The sequence below is a fragment of the Limisalsivibrio acetivorans genome (genome assembly GCF_000421105.1).
Classification (GTDB): Bacteria; Chrysiogenota; Deferribacteres; order Deferribacterales; family Geovibrionaceae; genus Limisalsivibrio; species Limisalsivibrio acetivorans.
In genome coordinates this window covers 372,933-393,377 of the sequence record NZ_ATWF01000002.1, presented here as the reverse complement: position 1 = coordinate 393,377, position 20,445 = coordinate 372,933, and the positions used below count along the sequence as shown (strand labels likewise).

General features: G+C 48.0%; 18 protein-coding genes and 2 tRNA genes. 16 read left to right on the top strand and 4 right to left on the bottom strand.

The window, feature by feature from the left end; genetic code table 11:
- Positions 1–13 precede the first annotated feature (13 nt).
- A complete protein-coding gene (locus K300_RS15735; protein ID WP_022852120.1) occupies positions 14–658 on the bottom strand; it encodes a lysophospholipid acyltransferase family protein in 645 nt (214 codons plus the stop codon).
- Positions 659–841: 183 nt separating this feature from the next.
- Between K300_RS15735 and hslV the strand changes: the two genes are divergently transcribed.
- The 5 genes from hslV to K300_RS16635 all read left to right on the top strand — a co-directional run bounded on the left by hslV (position 842) and on the right by K300_RS16635 (position 7,135).
- Positions 842–1,375, top strand: coding sequence for an ATP-dependent protease subunit HslV (hslV, locus tag K300_RS0113045; RefSeq protein WP_022852119.1), 534 nt, complete (start codon positions 842–844; stop codon positions 1,373–1,375).
- A gap of 14 nt (positions 1,376–1,389) precedes the next feature.
- Positions 1,390–2,727, top strand: a complete 1,338-nt coding sequence (gene hslU / locus K300_RS0113040; protein ID WP_022852118.1) for an ATP-dependent protease ATPase subunit HslU — start codon at positions 1,390–1,392, stop codon at positions 2,725–2,727.
- Positions 2,728–2,746: 19 nt separating this feature from the next.
- Positions 2,747–4,360: a hypothetical protein gene (locus K300_RS0113035; RefSeq protein WP_022852117.1), complete on the top strand. Its 1,614-nt coding sequence runs from the start codon at positions 2,747–2,749 to the stop codon at positions 4,358–4,360.
- A gap of 333 nt (positions 4,361–4,693) precedes the next feature.
- On the top strand, positions 4,694–5,890 hold the full coding sequence (locus tag K300_RS0113030; RefSeq protein ID WP_022852116.1) for a hypothetical protein: 1,197 nt from the start codon (positions 4,694–4,696) through the stop codon (positions 5,888–5,890).
- Between the two features lie 384 nt (positions 5,891–6,274).
- Entirely contained in the window at positions 6,275–7,135 is an 861-nt protein-coding gene (locus tag K300_RS16635) for a DUF2202 domain-containing protein (RefSeq protein ID WP_022852115.1), read from the top strand.
- A gap of 82 nt (positions 7,136–7,217) precedes the next feature.
- On the opposite strand, the gene K300_RS15725 is transcribed toward K300_RS16635, so the two are convergent.
- On the bottom strand, positions 7,218–8,054 hold the full coding sequence (locus tag K300_RS15725) for a DUF4405 domain-containing protein (protein ID WP_022852114.1): 837 nt from the start codon (positions 8,052–8,054) through the stop codon (positions 7,218–7,220).
- Between the two features lie 370 nt (positions 8,055–8,424).
- Between K300_RS15725 and K300_RS0113015 the strand changes: the two genes are divergently transcribed.
- From K300_RS0113015 to K300_RS0112965, 11 genes are all read left to right on the top strand, one after another.
- A complete protein-coding gene (locus tag K300_RS0113015; RefSeq protein ID WP_022852113.1) occupies positions 8,425–8,928 on the top strand; it encodes a YfiR family protein in 504 nt (167 codons plus the stop codon).
- Positions 8,925–11,168, top strand: coding sequence for an ATP-binding protein (locus tag K300_RS15720; protein ID WP_022852112.1), 2,244 nt, complete (start codon positions 8,925–8,927; stop codon positions 11,166–11,168). Before K300_RS0113015 ends, K300_RS15720 begins: the two co-directional genes overlap by 4 nt.
- Positions 11,169–11,200: 32 nt before the next feature.
- On the top strand, positions 11,201–11,764 hold the full coding sequence (locus K300_RS15715; protein WP_022852111.1) for a response regulator: 564 nt from the start codon (positions 11,201–11,203) through the stop codon (positions 11,762–11,764).
- A gap of 292 nt (positions 11,765–12,056) precedes the next feature.
- Positions 12,057–12,668, top strand: a complete 612-nt coding sequence (locus K300_RS16440; RefSeq protein ID WP_022852110.1) for a TetR/AcrR family transcriptional regulator — start codon at positions 12,057–12,059, stop codon at positions 12,666–12,668.
- On the top strand, positions 12,669–15,080 hold the full coding sequence (locus tag K300_RS0112995; RefSeq protein WP_022852109.1) for an efflux RND transporter permease subunit: 2,412 nt from the start codon (positions 12,669–12,671) through the stop codon (positions 15,078–15,080).
- Positions 15,077–15,874 carry an outer membrane lipoprotein-sorting protein gene (locus K300_RS0112990; RefSeq protein ID WP_022852108.1) on the top strand — a complete coding sequence of 266 codons (798 nt, stop codon included), beginning with the start codon at positions 15,077–15,079 and terminating at the stop codon, positions 15,872–15,874. The genes K300_RS0112995 and K300_RS0112990 overlap by 4 nt, the downstream gene beginning before the upstream one ends.
- Positions 15,871–17,235 carry a DUF1302 family protein gene (locus K300_RS0112985; RefSeq protein WP_155827625.1) on the top strand — a complete coding sequence of 455 codons (1,365 nt, stop codon included), beginning with the start codon at positions 15,871–15,873 and terminating at the stop codon, positions 17,233–17,235. Before K300_RS0112990 ends, K300_RS0112985 begins: the two co-directional genes overlap by 4 nt.
- Positions 17,235–17,891: an RluA family pseudouridine synthase gene (locus K300_RS0112980; protein ID WP_022852106.1), complete on the top strand. Its 657-nt coding sequence runs from the start codon at positions 17,235–17,237 to the stop codon at positions 17,889–17,891. Before K300_RS0112985 ends, K300_RS0112980 begins: the two co-directional genes overlap by 1 nt.
- Positions 17,892–17,932: 41 nt before the next feature.
- Positions 17,933–18,021: transfer RNA gene (locus tag K300_RS0112975), tRNA-Ser, on the top strand.
- An 18-nt stretch (positions 18,022–18,039) separates the two neighbouring features.
- Positions 18,040–18,131: transfer RNA gene (locus tag K300_RS0112970), tRNA-Ser, on the top strand.
- Between the two features lie 39 nt (positions 18,132–18,170).
- Positions 18,171–18,749 carry a hypothetical protein gene (locus K300_RS0112965; RefSeq protein ID WP_022852105.1) on the top strand — a complete coding sequence of 193 codons (579 nt, stop codon included), beginning with the start codon at positions 18,171–18,173 and terminating at the stop codon, positions 18,747–18,749.
- Between the two features lie 155 nt (positions 18,750–18,904).
- Here the strand turns inward: K300_RS0112965 and K300_RS0112960 are convergent, their stop codons facing one another.
- Positions 18,905–19,486, bottom strand: coding sequence for a FumA C-terminus/TtdB family hydratase beta subunit (locus K300_RS0112960; protein WP_022852104.1), 582 nt, complete (start codon positions 19,484–19,486; stop codon positions 18,905–18,907).
- A complete protein-coding gene (locus K300_RS0112955) occupies positions 19,479–20,345 on the bottom strand; it encodes a fumarate hydratase (protein WP_022852103.1) in 867 nt (288 codons plus the stop codon). Before K300_RS0112955 ends, K300_RS0112960 begins: the two co-directional genes overlap by 8 nt.
- Between the last annotated feature and the right edge of the window lie 100 nt (positions 20,346–20,445).

Sequence of the window (20,445 nt, the reverse complement as noted above, 5' to 3'; positions counted from 1 at the left end):
TAGTATGAATATGTTATATAATATCCGTAGAATGGCCACGGGTCAGCTCCAGAGTTCTTTTTTCAATGAATTCAACATCCTTTTTAACTATATCAGGGTCTGTATTTGCAGAGACGAATACAGGTTCTCCGTAGTGTATTTCCACCCTTGAAAAGGGGGCGGGGAGTACGAATCCGTCCCAGCTGGCGAACTTCTTCCGTTTCTTGCAGTTGAAGATAACGGGCATCAGCACCTTATCTGTAATCTTTGCGAGGTAGACAGCACCGGGTTTGAACTTATAGACGGGTCCCTTTGGTCCGTCCACCGCTACTGCGCCGTGCCACCCCTCCTTCATGATCCGCTGGGCGCCGAGAAGCGCCCTTGTTCCATGCCTGCTGGAGGAGCCTCTGGCTGTACGGTAGCCGAAAAGTTCGGCAACGTAGGCCATCATATCGCCGTCCTTGCTGGCGGATATGATAACGGCCAGCTTCTCCCCCCGGTGGTAGTGGAGCACAGGGAATATCTGATTGTGCCATGTGTAGAAGACGACGCTTCGTCCCCCCTCAGTGGCTTTTTCTAGATTTTCTTCCCCTGTAACCCTGTAGCGGAAGGTCATGCCGTAGAGTATCAGAAGGCGTGCCGCAACAAAGAGAGCGGCTTTTAAAAATATCTTCTTCATAGATTTTCAAAAAACGGTTCAGCCCCCGATCTTTTTAAAACCCGCAATTATAGTAGTATTATCATTTTATGTAAACGCCCGATTTAAGCCCTCCCTGAGCAGACCGGATATATCAGAAGAGATTTATGTTGAAAAAGAACCCCTGCGGGTGTTAAAAAGTCATTCTCTAACGGAGTGTGCAAAATGGAAATAAGAGGAACAACTGTTGTCGGTGTATATAAGGATGGTAAGATCGCCGTTGGTGCGGACGGTCAGGTATCCTTCGGCAACACGGTTTTAAAGCATAATGCAAAGAAGGTAAGAAAGATATACGGCTCCAAGGCGATATGCGGCTTCGCCGGCTCAACGGCGGATGCGTTTACCCTTATGGAGCGCTTCGAAAAGAAGCTTGAGAGCTACAGCGGTCAGCTTCTGAGGGCTGCGGTGGAACTAGCTAAGGACTGGCGTACGGACAGGTATCTGCGCAGGCTTGAGGCTATGATGATCGTTGCCGATGAGAGTCAGCTATACATAATAACAGGCAACGGGGATGTGGTTGAGCCCGAGAAGGGCGTTGCCGCCATCGGCTCCGGCGGGCCCTATGCCCAGGCCGCTGCGGTGGCATTATCCGAAAATACGGAACTTTCCGCCGCCGAGATAGTCACTAAATCATTGGAGATCGCCGGGGATATCTGTATCTACACGAACCGGTGCATCGTTATTGAAGAGTTTGAATAAAAGAGAGAGGAATCTTGAAAGCTATAGAACAGGAAAATCTTACACCGAAACAGATCGTTGAGGAACTGGATAAATATGTAATCGGCCAGAAGGACGCTAAGAAGGCTGTGGCCGTTGCTCTGAGGAACCGTTGGAGGAGGCTCCAGCTGGATGAGAAGCTTCGGGAGGAGATTTCCCCGAAGAATATTATCCTTATCGGGCCCACCGGTGTTGGTAAAACCGAGGTTGCCAGAAGATTGGCAAAGCTTGCCGGCTCACCCTTTATCAAGGTGGAGGCGAGCAAGTTCACCGAGGTGGGCTACGTTGGGCGTGATGTTGAATCCATGGTGCGTGATCTGGCAGAGATCGCCGTGGGCATGGTGAAGCATGAGAAGCGTGAAAGCGTTATAGAGAAGGCCCAGCAGAACACCGAGGAGAAGCTTCTAGATCTTCTTCTGCCCAAGAAACCGGGGTTCTCCGAAGAGACGGACAGCGGTACGAGGGACAAGTTCCGTGAGAAGCTCCGAAACGGCGACCTCGAGGAGAGGATCGTAGAGGTCGAGATGAGCGAGCAGGGTCCGCAGGTAGAGATCCTCTCCAATGCCGGCATGGATGACCTCGGTATGAATCTCGGGGATATGATGAAGAACATGTTCCCCGGCTCCAAGAAGAAGCGGAAGGTCAAGATCTCCGAGGCGAGAACATACCTCGAGCAGGAGGAGGTCAACCGTCTTATAGATATGGATGATGTAAAGGACGAAGCTCTCCGCAGGGTGGAACAGACAGGGATCATCTTCCTCGATGAGATAGATAAGATCTGCGCCCGTGAGGGTGCATCAGCCAAAGGTGGAGATATCTCCCGAGAGGGCGTGCAGAGGGATCTGCTCCCCATCGTCGAAGGCTCCACCATCAATACGAAGCACGGCATGGTTAAGACAAACCACATACTCTTCGTTGCCGCAGGTGCTTTTCATATGGCCAAGCCCTCGGACCTTATCCCCGAGCTTCAGGGTCGTTTCCCCATACGTGTGGAGCTTGCCTCCCTCGAAACGGATGACTTTATACGCATCCTGAGAGAGCCGGAGAATGCACTTACCAGACAGTATACAGCGCTTCTCGGTGCAGACGGGCTTACTATAAACTTCGATGAAAGCGGAATACGCCGCATTGCAGAGATCGCCACCGAGGTAAACAGAACCTTAGAAAACATCGGTGCCAGAAGGCTGCACACGATACTCGAGAAGCTTCTTGAGGAGATATCCTTCGAGGCTCCCGATATAGATAGCGATTCTATTACAATTGATGCAGAATACGTTGACTCCCACCTCGCTGACATCGTCGAGGACAGGGATCTCAGTAAATATGTTTTATAATTATACTCAGGTGAATTAGATGAAGAGAATTCTTGCCGCACTGCTTATTATTACACTGCTCCCCGCCGCTGCCTTTGCCCGCTTTGAGAAGCTTGCAAAGGATGTGGACTCCATGTTCAGCCGTATGACAGGATACGTTGTTTCCGTTGAGGGGAATGAGATCTATACGGATCTCGGTTTTGGCTCGGGAGTTTATCCCGGTCTGGAGATGAATATCTACCGTGAGTCCGAGGAGATAGTGCATCCTATAACCGGGCAGGTGCTCGGCAAGAAGAAGGCTCAGGTGGCTGAAATACGAATAAACGAAGTATTCGATTCATACTCTACCGCCTCCGTTCTTTCAAAAGAGAGTGAGCCTGTTAAGGGGGACCTCGCAATCCTGAATCCCCCCGTACCTGTACAGATAAACTATAAGGATATCTCCCGCAGGCTTCAGCTCCTCCTCAAGGAGGATATATCCTCCGGTAAAAACATAGTAATAAAGGATAGTGCCGATATCGTCATTACCTTTACCCAGGCCGAAGAGGGGGGGATCCGCTACGAGGCAAGGGATACAAAGGCGGATACGCTCATCTCCTCAAACTTCTACTCCGATATTGAAACCGGTGACGGTTCAGGCAAGCTCACAAGGGACACACTCATGAGTGAGCAGGTGGAAGAGGAGTATAAGGGGATGTCCGTGGGGCACATATTTAATGATAAGGATATTCATATCGCCACAGTCGGCTACGAAAAGGTTGATTTCTACCTCTTCAACGGTGAATCCTTCTCATTTGTTGACAGCATCAAAGATATTGACAACGTGGTCAGCGTTGAGGTTATGGATCTTAATAAAAACGGCATTGATGAGGTCTTCATCAGCAGGCTTCAATATGGAAAGTTTGTTAAGACAAATATCTATGAGTATAAAGGAAATTCATTTAAGCAGATTGAAAGCGGTCTTCCCTATTTCGTAAGAGCAGCTTATGACAGAGGACAGAAAGTGCTTGTTGCCCAAAAGCTGACCTCGGAGGGTGAGTTTGTGGGCCAGATACAGAAGGTTGTTTATTCCGGTCGCTACCAGAGGGGTGAAGCCATCGATGGAACCGTCGGTGTCGGCATCTTCGGGTTCGGTTACAGCGATATTACCGGAGATGGCCTTGATGACGTATTATATATAGGTGATGACTACCACCTTAATGTTGAGAGTGAGGACGAGGTTATATACACAACACTCGATACCTTCTCCAAGACCCCCCATTTCTTTCTTATAGAATACGAAAACCTCTCAAGCGACATCGATAAACTCGAGGAGGAGATGGAGGAGAACCCCTTTCTTGTTGAAGAGAAGAGGAAATACTTGAAGGGAAGGGTGTTTGTTAACAGGGACGGTCGTGTATATGTTGTTAAGAACGTTGCTCTTTCCAAGGTCCTGCCAAATACAAGGTCATACAAAGCTTCAACATTCAGTGTTTATGAATGGACAGGTGACGCCCTCAGCAGGGTATGGGAATCGGATAAACTTGAGCCTGTTATTGCAGATTATTATATGTACGAGGAGTATGGGCGTACGTATCTCTTTCTGCTCCGCAATATCTCAATGGGGATGTTTAGGGGTAAGCAAAGTCAGTTGATCTATATTGAAACAAAGTGATAGATTACTAAAGTTCGTCATGCCTGATGACGATAGTATTACTTAGTCAGGCGCTTAATATGGAAAGGTTAACAGGTGTAAGTTATAATTCTTTATGCGTTTTACAAAGATTTAATTTGAAAAGCCATGAAGAATAATATAGTATTTAAAAACTGCTCAGGCAAAAGCCAAAAAAAACATTGACCAGGAATATGCTGTGTGATAATTTTCTTGGTGTTGACAGGGCTCTTGCCTTGTGGTAGTTTTTAGCGATTGCTATAAGGTAATTGAGACAAAAAAAAGGTAACAAAAAAAGAAAACCTTTAAGAGTAAAAACCTACAGGAGGAAATGGTATGAGAAAGCTTTTGGTAGTTCTCATGGTACTTGCTTTCGCTTCAACTGCTCTCGCGGTTGACGTAAAGCTTAACGGATTCTTTAAAGTAAAGGGCGGATACTTCCAGAACAAGTATTTCGCAAGTGACGACACCCAGACTGAGCAGTGGTGGGAGCAGGACGGCGAAGTTTTCGCTAAGTTCGAAGTTGAAAAGGGCACAGCCGTTTTCGTAAGAACTGAGTTCCACGACGAGACTTGGAAGTCTCCCGATGGCGGCGCTGACGAAGACATCACTGTTGAAAGAGCATGGATGATGCACGACTTCGGTTCTGTTGCAGTTCACGCTGGTCTTATGAGCGGTGGCGGCTGGTCACACTCTTTCGGTAACGATGTTGGCGGTAAGTACAGGGTTAAGCTTACTTCTAAGCTCCCCATGGGCTCCCTCGTAGCATTCATCCAGAAGAACGCTGAGAACGGATACGGTCTCGCTCCTACTGATGATGAAGACTCCGAGAAGGATGACAGCGATACTTACGCAGTTGGTATGAAGATGAAGATGGGCGCACTTTCCGTTGAGCCCCTCCTTGTTTACACTAACAACTCCGCTGCAGTTATGGACGGTGACGACGATGGCATGAAGAAGACTTCTCTCGATGTTGGTCTTGCTGGCGACTTCGGCGCTCTTGGCTTCGAGGCAGAGCTTGACTACGACTCAGTAACTACTGATGTAGCTGGCGCTGAGGACTACAACCTCTACGGTCTCTATGCTAACGTGTTCATGAACATGGGCAACCTTACTCCCGGTTTCATCTTCGCTTACGGTTCTACTGACGAAGATGCTAACGTTGGTTATGACTTCGACGACGACTTCGACTCCGCAATCATCCTCGGTGATGAGCTCGGTGTTGGCGGCGGTGACGACCTCACTGGTATGACTCTCTACGCTCTGTACCTCAACGCTAAGCTTTCCAAGAAGGCTAAGGCTTCCGTACAGTACGCTTATGCTACTTCTAACTGGGATTCCGACACTACTGCTTCCGGTTTCGCTAACCCCGAAGATGGCGCAGCTCAGGAACTCGACGTAGTTCTTAGCTACAAAATCACCGACGCAGTTGGATACAAGGTACAGTTCGCTTACGCATCTGTTAACGATGATGTAAAAGACGACGCTGACCCCGCATACTACGCTTCTCACGAGCTTAAGGTTAGCTTCTAATCTAGCTCTTGATATGCTAAATAATAAAGCCCGCCTTATGGCGGGCTTTTTTTATGTCTATATGTATGAAACCCTTGATTATATATCCTGTCAGGTCAGATTCATTTCACATCCCTCCCGTGTTTGACATGTTGATATTTAACGTTTTTTCGTTTTTAGTTCTTTTTGTATCAAGCCTATGATGTCAAATACTTCCAATTCATGATGTCTACTACTTATCAATATAGCTGAAACAAGATTGTGCAGATTCTGCACACTGTTACAGTTAAGCACACAGGATATCCTAGTGTATGAGTATAATTATCTGATGCTGCGTAAGAACATTTGGTGTATAAATGGCATGGAATTGGCTTAAGTTGTGCCAGACTAAAACTGGAGGTACACATGAAGAAGTTAACTTTATTCTTACTCGTAGCAACACTTGCGATAACAGTGACCGCATTCGCAAGATACGGCAATCAGGGGAATGGAAGGGGGCAGGGCCCCGGCATTGAGCAAAATCAGAATGCAGGCTACAACAGCCCCTGTCAGGGTGCATACGGGAACTGCGGCAATGCTGCTGGAGCTGAAAGACCTTGTCCTGCCTATGATAACGGGACAACCCCATGCGGCACAGGTGGATGCGCACAGGGTAACCGCTATAACCCCTATGACGAGGAAACATATTACGAAATACCCGACGCAGAAGAGCAGTCAGATCTCATCACAATGCTTAACGAAGAGAAGCTTGCAAGGGATGTTTATGCTGCGCTCTATGAATCCACAGGCCTGAGGCCTTTCTATATGATCTCCATGTCAGAGCAGAGGCATATGTATGCTGTCAAATCACTGCTGGATAAATATGATATCGTAACAACGGTATACGATATGGAGCCGGGGCAATTCAGTGATGAGACAATTGCTAACCTTTATACCAAACTCGTTGAGAAGGGACAGGAATCTGCAGAGGAAGCGGTAAAGGTTGGCGGATACATCGAAGAGCTTGATATCAAGGATCTTCGTGATTCCATTGAGGCAACAAACAAAGAAGGTATCAAGGCTGTCTATGAGAGACTCCTTGCAGGTTCATACAACCACCTCAAGGCTTTTGCCAGAGGATATGAATACTACGGTATGGTGTATGATGCACAGTATCTCACCCAGGAAGAGGTTGATGAAATCCTTAACGGACAGTACGGCGGATACGGTTCAAAACGCGGAGAAGTGCAGAAACAGTGCCAAGGGAGAGGTTGCGGACGTAGGTAGTTACGAACAATATAATAAAGGGGGCTTTAAGCCCCCTTTTTTTATGACTTCAAATGTAAAGCCTAATGAGTCAGCACCATAACTACTTACTGTTTTTAAACAGCTCATAGAAATCGATGGGCATCATTCCTGCAGATTCGGCAAAATCCTTAATTCTTGCATCTGCATCAATCTCAATTCCCTTTTCTGCGAGTAGCTCAAGCGCCTTCTCTGTACTGATGCCAGCACGTTCCGCGAGGGTGCTTACCTTCATTCTTCCCACGCCGGTTATGGTTTCCACTGCTTCGGTCTCAGCGGAGTCATCCTCCTTCTGAACCTTAATATCCTTAATGATGTCATAGATTTCAGCTGGGCTCGTGCCGTTGTTATTGGCGATAACCTTAAGAGTAGAAGACTCCTTCTCAATAGTTATGCCCTCTGCCTCAAGGGCTTGGACGGCTGCGTCCTTATCGATTCCCATCTTAACACAGAAGCCGTTGAACGGAGCAAGCTCTGCATGCCCGAAGGGTGGGTTGACGATTTCCTCTTCATAGGCGTCCTTATAATTTGACAGTGCATTTACAACGGTCTTAAAGGGTGCAACACTGTATAACGTTCCAAAGAGGAAAACTATAGATATGAAAAGTGATAAGCCGAATTCCTTGGTTATTGTAAACTTGCCGGACCTATTCTTCATGTAATTCATAATTGGTGCCCAGTTAAGCCAGACATGAAGAACCATAAGGAGTAGAAAAAGCATAGAGGTTGTAATATGAATCTCGCCTATGTTGTCTTTCGTGAGGCCGATGATCTTCCAGTTGGCCCAATATGCAAGACGCCCGGGGGGAACGATATAAAGGAATACACCTGTAAAAGCGAGTATCATAAAAGAGAATAGCGCAGTTAATGAAACAGTTTTTCTAAGGACTTTCTTGAACATTTCAACACCTCTGTTTTTTCCAGTTTTAATGCAAGGCGTGTGCCATATTTATATTGTCAATAACATGATGTATAGCAGGTTCCCGACATTTAGGACAGTAAATTAAGTATCCTCTGTGCATAAACTGCACACTTCTTTAGTTTGCTAAATCAAAGTGTGCTGTGGTATTGTTGTATATCAAAAACAAAAGGTATGTAATGGCTGTATATCATTCACGAGGAACTACATTTATGTTCAATACCGCCGATTATGTCCATACCTGCATGGTTTCGTATAAAACTACTTATATATATATAGAATGCATGCGTCATGCGTGGATCGGTTCATGAGAAGAATCTTGAGATTAATACCTGTGTTTCTCATCTTCTGTTTGTTAAGTTCCTCCAGCGCACTGGGTGACCACCACAACACCCGGGAATACAGGATCAAGGCTGCATTCCTTTTTAACTTCCTTAAGTTTATTGAGTTTCCCGATGCTAACTCTCCAAGACTGGAAGGGAGCGCATTGATATGTCTCAGTGTAAATCTTGGGCATGAACAGAGCTTTGCATCGGTGGATGGCCGTAAAACGTCCGATTTCTCAGTCAATTTCAAGTATTTCAGGAATCCCGATGATACGGACAACTGCCAGGTTATCTTTCTTGATGAGGAAGATACCGCCTGGGAAGAGGAGCTGAAGCAGAAAGCGGCTGATGGCCATATCCTTCTTGTGGGTGAGCGTGAAGGTTTTGCAGAAGAAACAGGGATGATCAATTTCTACCTGGCGAGCAATAAGGTTAAGTTTGAGATAAACAAGGGCAGAGCGGACAAGGCGGGTATAAGGATAAGCTCGAACCTTCTGAAGCTAGCACGCATAGTAGGGGGTGACGAATGAAGGTAAGCTCACTCTCTATAAAGCAGAAGGTTAGTGCTGTTATCTTCATATCCAGCTTTATAGTTATGCTGGCAACTGTAGGAATCTTTGTTTACTACCAGATCAGCGATATAAAAGAGAGGACAGTTCAGGAACTTATGGGGCTGGCTGACGTAATCGGAACCAGTTCGGCATCTGCTGTTATCTTCGATGATCCCGCTGCCGCAAGGGAATCGCTGTCTGCACTCAAGGTTGATAAGGATATAGACTTTGCATGTATCTTCCGGACGGATGGAGGAATATTTGTAAGCTACCATCCCGCAGGAAGCTCACTCGAAAACTATAGGCCAGCGCTGAATGAGCATAATGATGTTGTGTTTAAGTCAGATCATATACTTGTTTACTCCGAGATAGATATCGCCGGTGATATTGTAGGTACCGTTGCAATCAGAAGCGGCATGAGTGTCCTTAATGAAAGTATAAACAAGCTCCTCTATGTAGCTATGGGGATTATCTCCGCATCCTTTGTGCTTATATTCGTATTCTCAGGTATGCTTCAGAGGCTTGTTACTGCACCCCTTCTTAAGCTCTCCGAAACCGCAGAGCAGATCACCGAAACAAAGGACTACTCTGTCCGTGCGGAGAAGAGTGCGGATGACGAGGTTGGAAAGGTTATCGAAACATTCAACCGGATGCTTGATGAGATCCAGAGCAGGGATGCCCACCTGGAGGAGACCGTTGAGCGAAGAACGAGTGAGCTTAGCAGGGCTAATGAGGAGCTTATCCGTGCAAAGGAGATAGCGGAGGATGCAAACAGAGCGAAATCGATATTCCTGGCGAATATGAGCCATGAGATCAGGACGCCGATGAATTCTATACTAGGTTTCACCGAGCTTCTCGAGGAAAATATCAGCGACCCGACGGATAGAAGGCACCTGCAGACGATCCAATCAAGCGGTGTCACCCTTTTGAACCTTATAAACGACATATTGGATCTTTCGAAGATTGAGGCGGGAAAGATGGAACTGAACCCGGAGCCTATTGATATAAGGGGGCTCATGGGTGAGATAGAGGGCATCTTTGCACCGGAGGTTTCGAGAAAGCGCATTGATTTTGTTAAGGATATACAGTCAGACCTGCCGCCGGCGTTTATGATTGATGGAATAAGGCTTAGGCAGGTCCTCATGAACCTGGCCGGAAATGCTGTTAAGTTCACAGAAGAGGGCTACGTAAAGGTTACGCTTACCGGATCAGAACAGAGTGAGGGGCTGTGGAGGCTGCGTTTTGATGTTGCAGATACCGGTATAGGGATCGAGAAGGGGCAGCTTGAGGAGATATTTGAGGCATTTCATCAGCAGAAAGGGCAGGATACAGCCAGGTTCGGCGGAACCGGTCTAGGTCTTAGTATAACCAAAAAGATTGTGGATATGATGGAAGGTAGAATAAGTGTACGCAGCTCGACAGGAGCGGGTAGTACATTCAGCATAGAGCTTGAGGGTGTTGAGCAGACTGAGCTAAGGAGCAGGCTGAGTAAAACCTCAACAGGTATCGATGTGGATTTCAACGGTGCAACCGTTCTTGTTGTGGATGACAGCGAATACAACAGAATACTGCTCAAAGGTTATTTGCGAAATACCAATATCGAGGTCCTTGAGGCGGCCAACGGCAAGGAGGCTTTGAGGGTTCTTGAGAACAGCAGTGTCGATCTAGTACTGCTTGATATTCGAATGCCTGTTATGGATGGGTATCAGACCACTGCGGCAATAAGGAGGGATGAGAGACTCCGGGGTATTCCCGTTGTCATTGTCACTGCTTCGGTTATGAAAGGTGCAGAACGAAAGGCAGAGGACATCGGGTGTGATGGTTATCTTAGAAAGCCTCTTAATAAAAGGGACGTATTAGAAACCATCGCTGACTTTATCGAGCCTGCCCATATAGAGATCATTAAAGATGATGAGCCGCAAAAGGTTGTGAGAGATATAAGCAAATGCCGCATATCTGGAAGATTGTACGAGAATCTCATAGAGGAGAGCGTTACAAGATGGGAACAGCTCAGAAAGTCTTATATTGTAGAAGATCTGGCGGATTTCGGTGCAGACATGAAGAGACTTGGTGAAAGTGAAAAGTGCCCACCTGTTCGTGAATGGGGGGAGGCGCTTGAAGGTGCAGCATCTGAATTTGATGTTGAGGCTGTTCAGAGGCTCTTTGACGAGTTTAAAAAGATGATAAACGATCTGCAAAGGGCGGTTGAATCACCTTAACCAAGGTATTAGAATATTTATCGGAGGCCTAGATGGAAGATATACACCAGTTGATAACAGACGCAGAAAATCGCAGGCCGTTAGTGTTGATCGTTGATGATATATCAAAGAATATCCAGCTTCTCAGTACTATCCTGAGTAGAAAGAACTATCAGATCGCCTTTGCAAATAGTGGAGAGAAGGCGCTGGAGTTCCTGGAGAAAAGAACTCCCGAGCTTATACTGCTGGATATAATGATGCCCGGCATGGATGGCCTGGAGGTCTGTCGCCGAATTAAGGAGGATCAATATACCAAAGAGATCCCCGTGATCTTCCTTACCGGAAAGACACAGCCGGAGGATATCAAGAAAGGGTTCCAGGCGGGGGCAGTGGACTATGTTGTAAAGCCCTTTAATTCCGAAGAGCTTGTTGCAAGGGTGCGTACCCATATCGAGTTCAAGCGTGCCCAGGATATGAAGGATTCGCTGATTTCCTATTTTCAGGGTTCCCTTTCAAGGCTTAAGGATATAGAAGAGCTCCTCCCCGAAGAAATTGAAGGGGACAACACCATCGACAGGATAGCAAACTTTGTCCACAGGCAGATAGACGTAAAATAATTAAACAGGTTTCTCTATTATCGCCATCTTCAAACATCTATAATTGAACTGGCGATGGTATAACGATGGGGAAGAATCTCCTTCCCCATTCCTTCTTAACACCTCTGTAATTTACAGTAATCCATCAAGTTTCTACTTCAAACACCACCTTTCAGCACATTGTGCTCTGTCCGGCTGCAGGCTGTACAGCGGTTCATTTTTAAAAAATCAAAAAAATCCCTTGAATAATATGGGGGAAGGCTGTATTTATATAACCAGTTAGTTAAACTAAATGGTTAGTAGAGGTTTACAAATGGAACAGGACACACGAGACAGGATAATAACCGCCGCCACGAAGCATTTTGCAGATAAAGGCTATGCCGGGGGAAGGGTGGACGAAATAGCCCGAATGGCCGGGGTGAATAAGGCGACAATCTACTATCACATCGGCGGCAAGGACGAAACCTATGTGGAGGTTCTTAAGTGCACATTCACCAAAATAACAGAGATGTTGAGGGAGGGTGTAGATAAAGCGGATGGCCATGTGGAAAAGCTCAAGGCATTTATCGAGGTTCTGCATCGTTTCAAGCAGGAGAATGCGGACTTTCCTTCGGTAATGCTCCATGAGGTCGCCTCCGGCGGAGAGCATATAACGTCGGAGGTCATGGATATTGTGAGCGGTGTTCTGAGTATATTCTCCCAGATACTGAAAGATGGGGAAAATGCCGGCGTGTTCAGGAAGGTGAATCCGATAATGGCATACTATATGGTTCTCGGACATTCCCTTGTTCTGCATAAATCAAGACCTGCTTTTGAAAGGGCAGCAGAGATGGGGAAGATGGGGGATTTTGAACTCCCGGAACTCGATTACAGGAAAACAGCAGAGATCTCTGCGCAGATGTTCCTAAAAGGGCTGGAGGCATAGATGGGTAGAATGAGAAAGAGGCTCGAAGGTTTTTTTGAGGGCGCATCGGATCGCATCTACGATAACCGGCTGAAAGTGCTTGCCTTCTATGTGATAGTATTTGCGTTACTTTTCAGCCAGCTTCCCGGCATTACAGTGGACACCAGCACAGAGGGCTTCCTCCATGAAAACGACCCTGCGTTGATAGCATATAATGAGTTTCGGGACCAGTACGGCAGGGACGAGGTTATCATCGTGGCCGTTGAAACGGATGAGGTCTTTGAGCTGGGCTTTCTAAAGGATCTGGAGGATCTGCACACTAGAATTGAGGATAACGTTCCGTACCTTGATGAGGTAACAAGCCTTATTAATACCAGAAGAACCATCGGCACAGAGGACGAGCTTATCGTTGAGGATTTTCTGGAGGATTTCCCCGAGTCGCAGGAGGCTGTGGAAAAGCTCAAGGAGGAGGCGTATTCGAATCCATTATATGTCGATCAGGTTTTCTCTGAAGACGGCAGGCACGCCACGATAGTAATCAAAACCGACACCTATAGCAGTAAGGGTGTTTCCGATGATGTCTTTTCAGGGTTTGATGACACCTCCCTGACCGCAAAAAGCGACAGAGAGTACCTTACTCCGGAGGAGAACCGTGAGATTATAGATGCGGTAAACGGTATTATCTCGAAGTTTGAGGCAGAGAAAGGGTATAAGCTTCATGTTGCCGGCTCTCCTATGGTTACGGAGATGCTTAAGTACTGGATGATGAATGACCTCAGACGGTTTATACTCCTCTCCATCGCCGCCATTGTTGTCCTGCTGTATCTGATGTTCCGCCGCATTTCCTTTGTGTTCATGGCGCTGGTGGTTGTGATAACTTCCGTACTTTCCACAGTATCCCTTATGGCTGCAACCGGTGTTGCCTATAAAACGCCTACTAATGTACTCCCATCCTTCCTGCTGGCGGTGTGCGTGGGTGCTTCGGTGCATATCCTAGCGATATTCCTCCGCCGCATGAACCTTGGGGATGATAAGAAAACAGCACTCAGATACTCCATGGGTCACTCCGGTCTTGCCATCTTCATGACAAGCCTCACCACTGCCTCCGGTCTTGCCTCCTTCTCCACGGCCGGAATAGCACCGATTGCGGATCTGGGTGTTTTTGCCTCCATAGGCGTCCTGCTTGCATTCTTTTACAGCGTAACGATAATTCCCGCACTTATATCCCTGCTCCCCATAAAACAGCCGGAGAAGAGGGTGGAGCTGGGGGAGAGCAGGCTGGACAGCTTCCTCGCCGCCGTGGGTGATTTCTCAGTAAACAGAAATAAAACGGTACTCAGTGCCTTTGCGGTATTATTGGTCATAGCAGGGATTGGGCTTAGCAGGGTGGAGTTCTCCCATAACTTTCTTGCCTGGCTTCCTGACCATGCGTCCGTCAAGGAGGATACTCTCTTCATTGATGAGCACCTGAAGGGTTCCACTACCATGGAGGGGATAGTTGAGACAGGTGGTGAGAACGGTCTTTACGACCCTGGAATCATGAAAAGTATGAACCGGTTTAAGCTTGAGAGCGAGGGGATGAGCAACGGTGAAATATCCGTGGGTAAAACCATAGCACTCTCCGATGTGCTCAAGGAGATCAACAAGGCATTAAACGAGAACAGGGAGGAGTACTACAGCGTCCCCGATAACGAACAGCTCATAGCGCAGGAGTTTGTCCTGTTTGAGAATACCGGCTCCGATGACCTCGAGGACCTTGTGGATAACAAGTTCCAGAAGGCAAGGATAACCATGAAGCTCCCCTGGGCGGATGCCATAGAGTACACCGGCTTCCTTGCGGATATGGAGCAGAAGCTGGCGGAGGCACTCCCCGGTGCGAAGACACATATAACTGGTATGGTGGCACTCACCTCAAGGACTATCACAGCCACCATAGATTCCATGGCCAAAAGCTATATCATTGCGGCGGTGGTGATCACGATAATGATGATTCTCCTCATAGGCCATTTCGGCCTCGGTCTGTTGAGTATGATACCGAACCTTGCCCCCATTGTGGTGGCCATGGCTTTCATAGGCTGGTTCAAGCTTCCCCTTGATATGTTCACCATGCTCGTGGGGAGTATAGCCATCGGTCTCGCTGTGGATGATACGATACATTTTATGCACAACTTCCGCCGATACTACGACGAGACTGGGAGTGTCGCAGAAACGGTACATAATACACTGCAAACCACCGGAAGAGCCATGCTCACAACAACGCTTGTTTTGAGCGCAGGATTTCTGATCTATACAGCTGCACAGATGAACAATCTGTTTAACTTTGGCCTGATCACTGCGACAGCCGTTGCGCTGGCCCTTTTATCTGACTTTGTTCTCGCACCGGCTCTTCTGGCGGTTTTCATGAAGGATAAGAAAGGAGGAAATCAGGAATGAGAAAGATACTGGTAATATTGATGATAATGACATTCGCCCTTACGGGGTACGCCTTTGAGGATGAGCCCGAGGCAAGGGAGATAATGCAGAAGGTACAGGACAGGGATGATGGGGACGACATAACATCTGATATGAAGATGATCCTCATAGACAAGAACGGAAGCGAACGGGTGCGTGATATGCGCTCATTCTCCAAAGATAAGGGGGAGGATACCATGCAGCTTATGTTCTTCACCTCCCCTGCTGATGTTAAGGACACTGGTTTCTTAACCTACGACTATGACGATCCGGACAAGGATGATGATCAGTGGCTTTATCTCCCCGCTCTCAAGAAAACAAAGCGTATCGCATCGGATGACAAGAGCGGCAGTTTTATGGGCTCGGACTTCAACTACTCCGATATGACCGAGAGGGAGCTCCCCGACTGGCGCTTCCGCATCATCAAGGAGATGAACGTTAAGGGTGAGGATGTCTGGGTTATCGAAGCAGAGGCTGTGAGCGAGGCGGTGGCCGATGAGACAGGCTACAGCAAGTCCTATCTGTTCATCCGCAAGGATAACTATACACTCACCCGTGCAGTTCACTGGGAGAACACCGGCGGAGATATGAAGTATCTGGATGTGATAAAGATGGAGAAGATAGACGGGATCTGGATGAACCGTGAGGTGCACATGACGAAGAAGTCCGGAAACGTTACTAAGCATAAGACGGTCATGAAGATTGACAACATTAAACTCTATCAGGATCTTTCCGAGGATATGTTCACCATAAGAAGGCTGGAGAAGGGGTTGTGAGATTAATTGTTGCTGCCGGCATTCTACTTTTTTGTACGTTCACTCCCGTACAAGCGCAGGATGTTGACGAGCTTTTGCAGAACTTCGATACACCTTCGGATAATGCCACCTCAGGTGAGCTGGACTCCGTTATGGAGGGCTTCGGCTCCGGTGAATCCGTAAGTGTTGAAAACTCATCCGGCGAACGCTCGGATTTTGACTTTACCACAAGCATCTCACTGTACTCATCCTATGCGCACAGTGCGGAAAGGGGTAGACAGGGTCTCGCCGCACTGCGGGGGGAGTTTCAGGAGGATGTGGAGTACAAGCCCTCAATGAATCTGGAGTTTTTTGTGTCCGTGAAATACAGTCGTGACCTCGTTTTCGGCATCAGGGGTGATGATGGATACACCCACAACGAGGTTGATGACCGGGCTGAGGAACTGGAGCTTCGCTCGGCATATATACTCGCTACACCATTCTCTGCACTGGATCTCAAGATAGGCCGCCAGGTTGTTGTCTGGGGAAAATCGGACAATATACGTATAACCGATGTACTGAATCCTATGGACAAGCGTGAGCCCGGTTTGACTGATATCGAAGACCTTCGTCTCCCCGTGTTCATGACCAAGGCTGATTACTACTTCGGTGACTGGAACCTAGCACTCATAGCCGTCCATGAAAACAGGCTGGACAAACTGCCGCCGTATGGGAGCGACTACTATCCGGCTCCCTATGAGATTGACGATGTTAAGCCAGCAGACGGCGGTTCAGAAACCGAGTATGCCGCCGCCCTTAATGGTATATTTTCTGGATGGGATCTCAGCCTCTATGCGGCGAAGATCCATGATGATACGGGATACATCCGTATGGGTGAAAGGCTTCACGATTTTACGGAGATGCTGGGGTTTTCGGTGAATATCGCCGAGGGAAACTGGCTTCTCAAGGGTGAGGGGGCTTATTTCAGCCGTCTGCGCTATACCGGTTCGGAGGATGAAAAGCCCAGGGGTGATATCCTGCTTGGGGGCGAGTACAGCGGTTTTGAGGATATGACGGTATCCCTTGAGCTGGCGGACAGGCATACCTTTGATCACGAAGAGAGGATAGAGAGGCTCAGCGGTAGCAGGGAGGATGAGCTGGAAACGGTTCTCAGGGTAACAAAGAATATGTACAACGAACGTCTGGAGCTTACATATCTGGCTTATGCCTATAGAGAGTGGGGGTCAGGTGGATACCTTCAGCGGATTGAGGCTGAGTGGGAGCAGACTGACAGGCTCACTCTAAGGGGCGGATTAGGGCTTTACAACGGAGGAAGCAGGGATATGATGGAGAGCATCAGGAAGAGCGACAGAGTCTATACGGAGGCGAAATACGTATTCTGATGCATAACATTAAAGTACTTCAGGAGACAGCGGACTGGGTTGCCGTCATCAAGCCCCATGGACTTCATGTTCTCCCCGACCGCTACGATGAGACTATCCCCACTCTCCAGAGAGTGCTCGAGAAGGAATTCGGTAGGTTATACGTAGTCCACAGGCTGGATTCCGGAACGGGCGGTGTTATGATATTTGCGAAAACCAAGTCCTTTCACAGCTATATGAATACGCTTATGGAGGAGGGGAGGACGGAGAAACGCTACCTCGCTATTGTTAAGGGTGCTATGCCCGAGGCCGTTACGGTTATGCTCCCCATATCCAAGAGGAACCAGAAGGGGCGGTATAAGATTAATTTCAAAAGCGGGCGCAGGGCTGTGACATCCTTCTATCCCAAGGTGGTGTCTGAGCGTGCAAGCCTTGTGGAGGCACAGCTACATACGGGGAGAACCCACCAGATACGTGTCCACCTCAGGGCCCACGGCCATCCTCTGGAGCAGGATTTCCTCTATAACGAAAGGATAGATGACAGAAGGCTCACCCTGTTTGCAAAATCATTGGATTTTATTGATGAACGGGGTACACCGGTTCATCTGGAAGCGGAATTGTCGGATTTCATGCGAGATCGGCTTAGGTATTATGAATTATTAGAAAAAGATCCTTGAAAAATTGTCAAAGTTATTTTATATATTGTGTTCGCTGTTACGGAGGAGTGTCCGAGTCTGGCTTAAGGAGGCGGTCTTGAAAACCGTTGAAGGTGTGAGCCTTCCGTGGGTTCGAATCCTACCTCCTCCGTTTGAAACCAATTACCAAGGAGTGGTGGCCGAGTTAGGCTGAAGGCGCTCGCCTGCTAAGCGAGTGTACGGTATAACGCCGTACCGAGGGTTCGAATCCCTCCCGCTCCGTTTTTTTCTTTTTTTGTTTTAAATAAAGTGAGGGAAAATATGCTTAGAGCTCTTTATACAATCTTCATTATTGCAGCAATGTTCAGTGTAATCGCTTGTTCTCAGGGTGTTGTTGAGGACGAAGATGCTGAAAAAGCTCCCCAGGTTCAGGATCAGGCCCAGAATAAGGATCCTAAGGATGCCAACCCCCATGGAGATATGGGCGCAGGTATGGCAGATGGTGAGAACCCCCACGCAGGCATGAACATGCCCAAGGAAAAGACTATCAAGATACCCAAAGAGGTATCCGACAAATATAAGAGCCTCATCCTCGGAGTTAAGAACGAGACAGAGGGGATAGATGTTCAGACAGAGGTCCTTATAGGCCAGAAGGCTGAGGTTAAGGGCACACCTTACGCAATAGAGGTTGAGCACTACATACCCGACTTCGTAATCGATACGGACGGCGCATTCACTACCCGTTCCGCCGAGGAGAACAACCCCGTTGCGAAGATCAAGATCTACGAGGAAGGCCAGCTTTTCTTCGACGGATGGCTCTACAAGAACTTCCCCAACGCCCACGGCTCATTCACACACCCCGACTACGAGCTGACAATTATCAAATCAGTAACCAAGTAAGCAATAAAGAAACCCGTCAATTTCTTTATGAATAGAGTTCAAAAAACCCGCCCATAAGGCGGGTTTTTTTGTGAGCATTGATAATGTTATAAAAAAGCCCGCCGAGTTCAGCGGGCTTTTCATTTATTTAGCGAATTCCATAATCAGCAGTTTGATTACTTGCTCATGAGCTCTTCGGCCTTCTTAGTGGACATCTCGAGGATATCCTTGTGAAGGCTGCCGCCGTGGCTGTCCATCGTTACAACGCAGGGGAAATCCTCCACCTTGATAACCCAGAACGCCTCGGGTGTTCCGAACTCCTCAAGCTTATAAACGGTTTCCACCTTTGTCACACGCTGGGCAATGAGCGAGCCCGCTCCGCCTACCGCATGGAGGTATACACCGCCGCATTTCTTGAGCCCTTCGGCTGTTTTGGGGCCCATGCCCCCTTTGCCGATAACCGCACGGACGCTGTATTCACACATTACGTCCGCCTGATAGGGTTCCTCACGTGAAGATGTTGTGGGTCCTGCAGCGATGAAGGAGTACTCACCGTTATCATCCTTCTTAACAACGGGTCCGCAGTGGTAGATAACGGAATCCTTCAGGTGCTCCCTGATGAAGTCCGGCTTCTCCTCAACCATGAGCTTGTGGGCCGCATCTCTGGCTGTAACGATGGTTCCGCTGAGTGAAACCTCGTCTCCAACCTTAAGTTCTCTGATCTGCTCCTCTGAAATAGGCGTCTGAAGCTTAATCATAGCTCACCTCGCTCCCCTTTATGGTCATGGATTTTCTGCGGTATGCCCAGCAGGTGTAAGAAATGGATACGTAGTAGGTAGCCGGATGCCTGTGCTGAGCTGCGATGTTTACGCCGAGGGCGGTTGTCTTTCCGCCGAAGCCCATGGGGCCGATGTTGAGCTTGTTAAGATCATCCATAAGCTCTTCCTCAAGGGCTGCTAGATCGGGATTCTCGCTCCTCTCACCGAGGGTGCGGAAGAACTGCTCCTTGGAGAGAGCGAAGGAGGTAACCCTGTCGCCGCCGATGCCGACGCCGATTATTCCGGGTGCGCATCCCTGTCCCTGAGCCTTAAGAACCGCATCAATTATAACCTTGCGGACGCCTCTGAGGTCACGTCCGGCCTTGAGTCCGGTGTCGGGGAGCTTATACTGGGCACCCACATTCTCGGAACCGCCACCTTTCAGCATGAGACGGACACGAACCTCGTCCTTGTCCCACTGGTGAAAGTGCATGTAGGGTGCGTTTACGCCGATATTGTTGCCGGAGTTCTTGCCTGTTATGGGATCAACGGCGTTGGGACGTAGGTACTGGAGCTTGGTAGCCTCAGCCGCCGCCCACTCAAGAGCCTCACGGTACTTCTTCTCACTATCGCCCACGGGGAAGTCCACATAACAGACGATCGCACCCGTGTCCTGACAGATAGGGCTGGAAGCCTCTCTGGCAAGGGCGATATTCTCAAGGATGGTTCCGAAAACGTTCTTTGCAGAAGTCCTCTCATCCTCGGTTTCATACGCCTCTTTGATAGCCTTCTCCACATCGGGAGAAAGATCTGTGGAACATTTGCGGATCAGTTCCAACATTGCATCTTTGAGTTCCATATCCACCTCATTTATTAACGTATTAGAATTTCTAATAGCAGGTTATAATACGTTTAGCCTGATTGTATTTTGTATACCATCTGTATTTATTTTTCAAGTC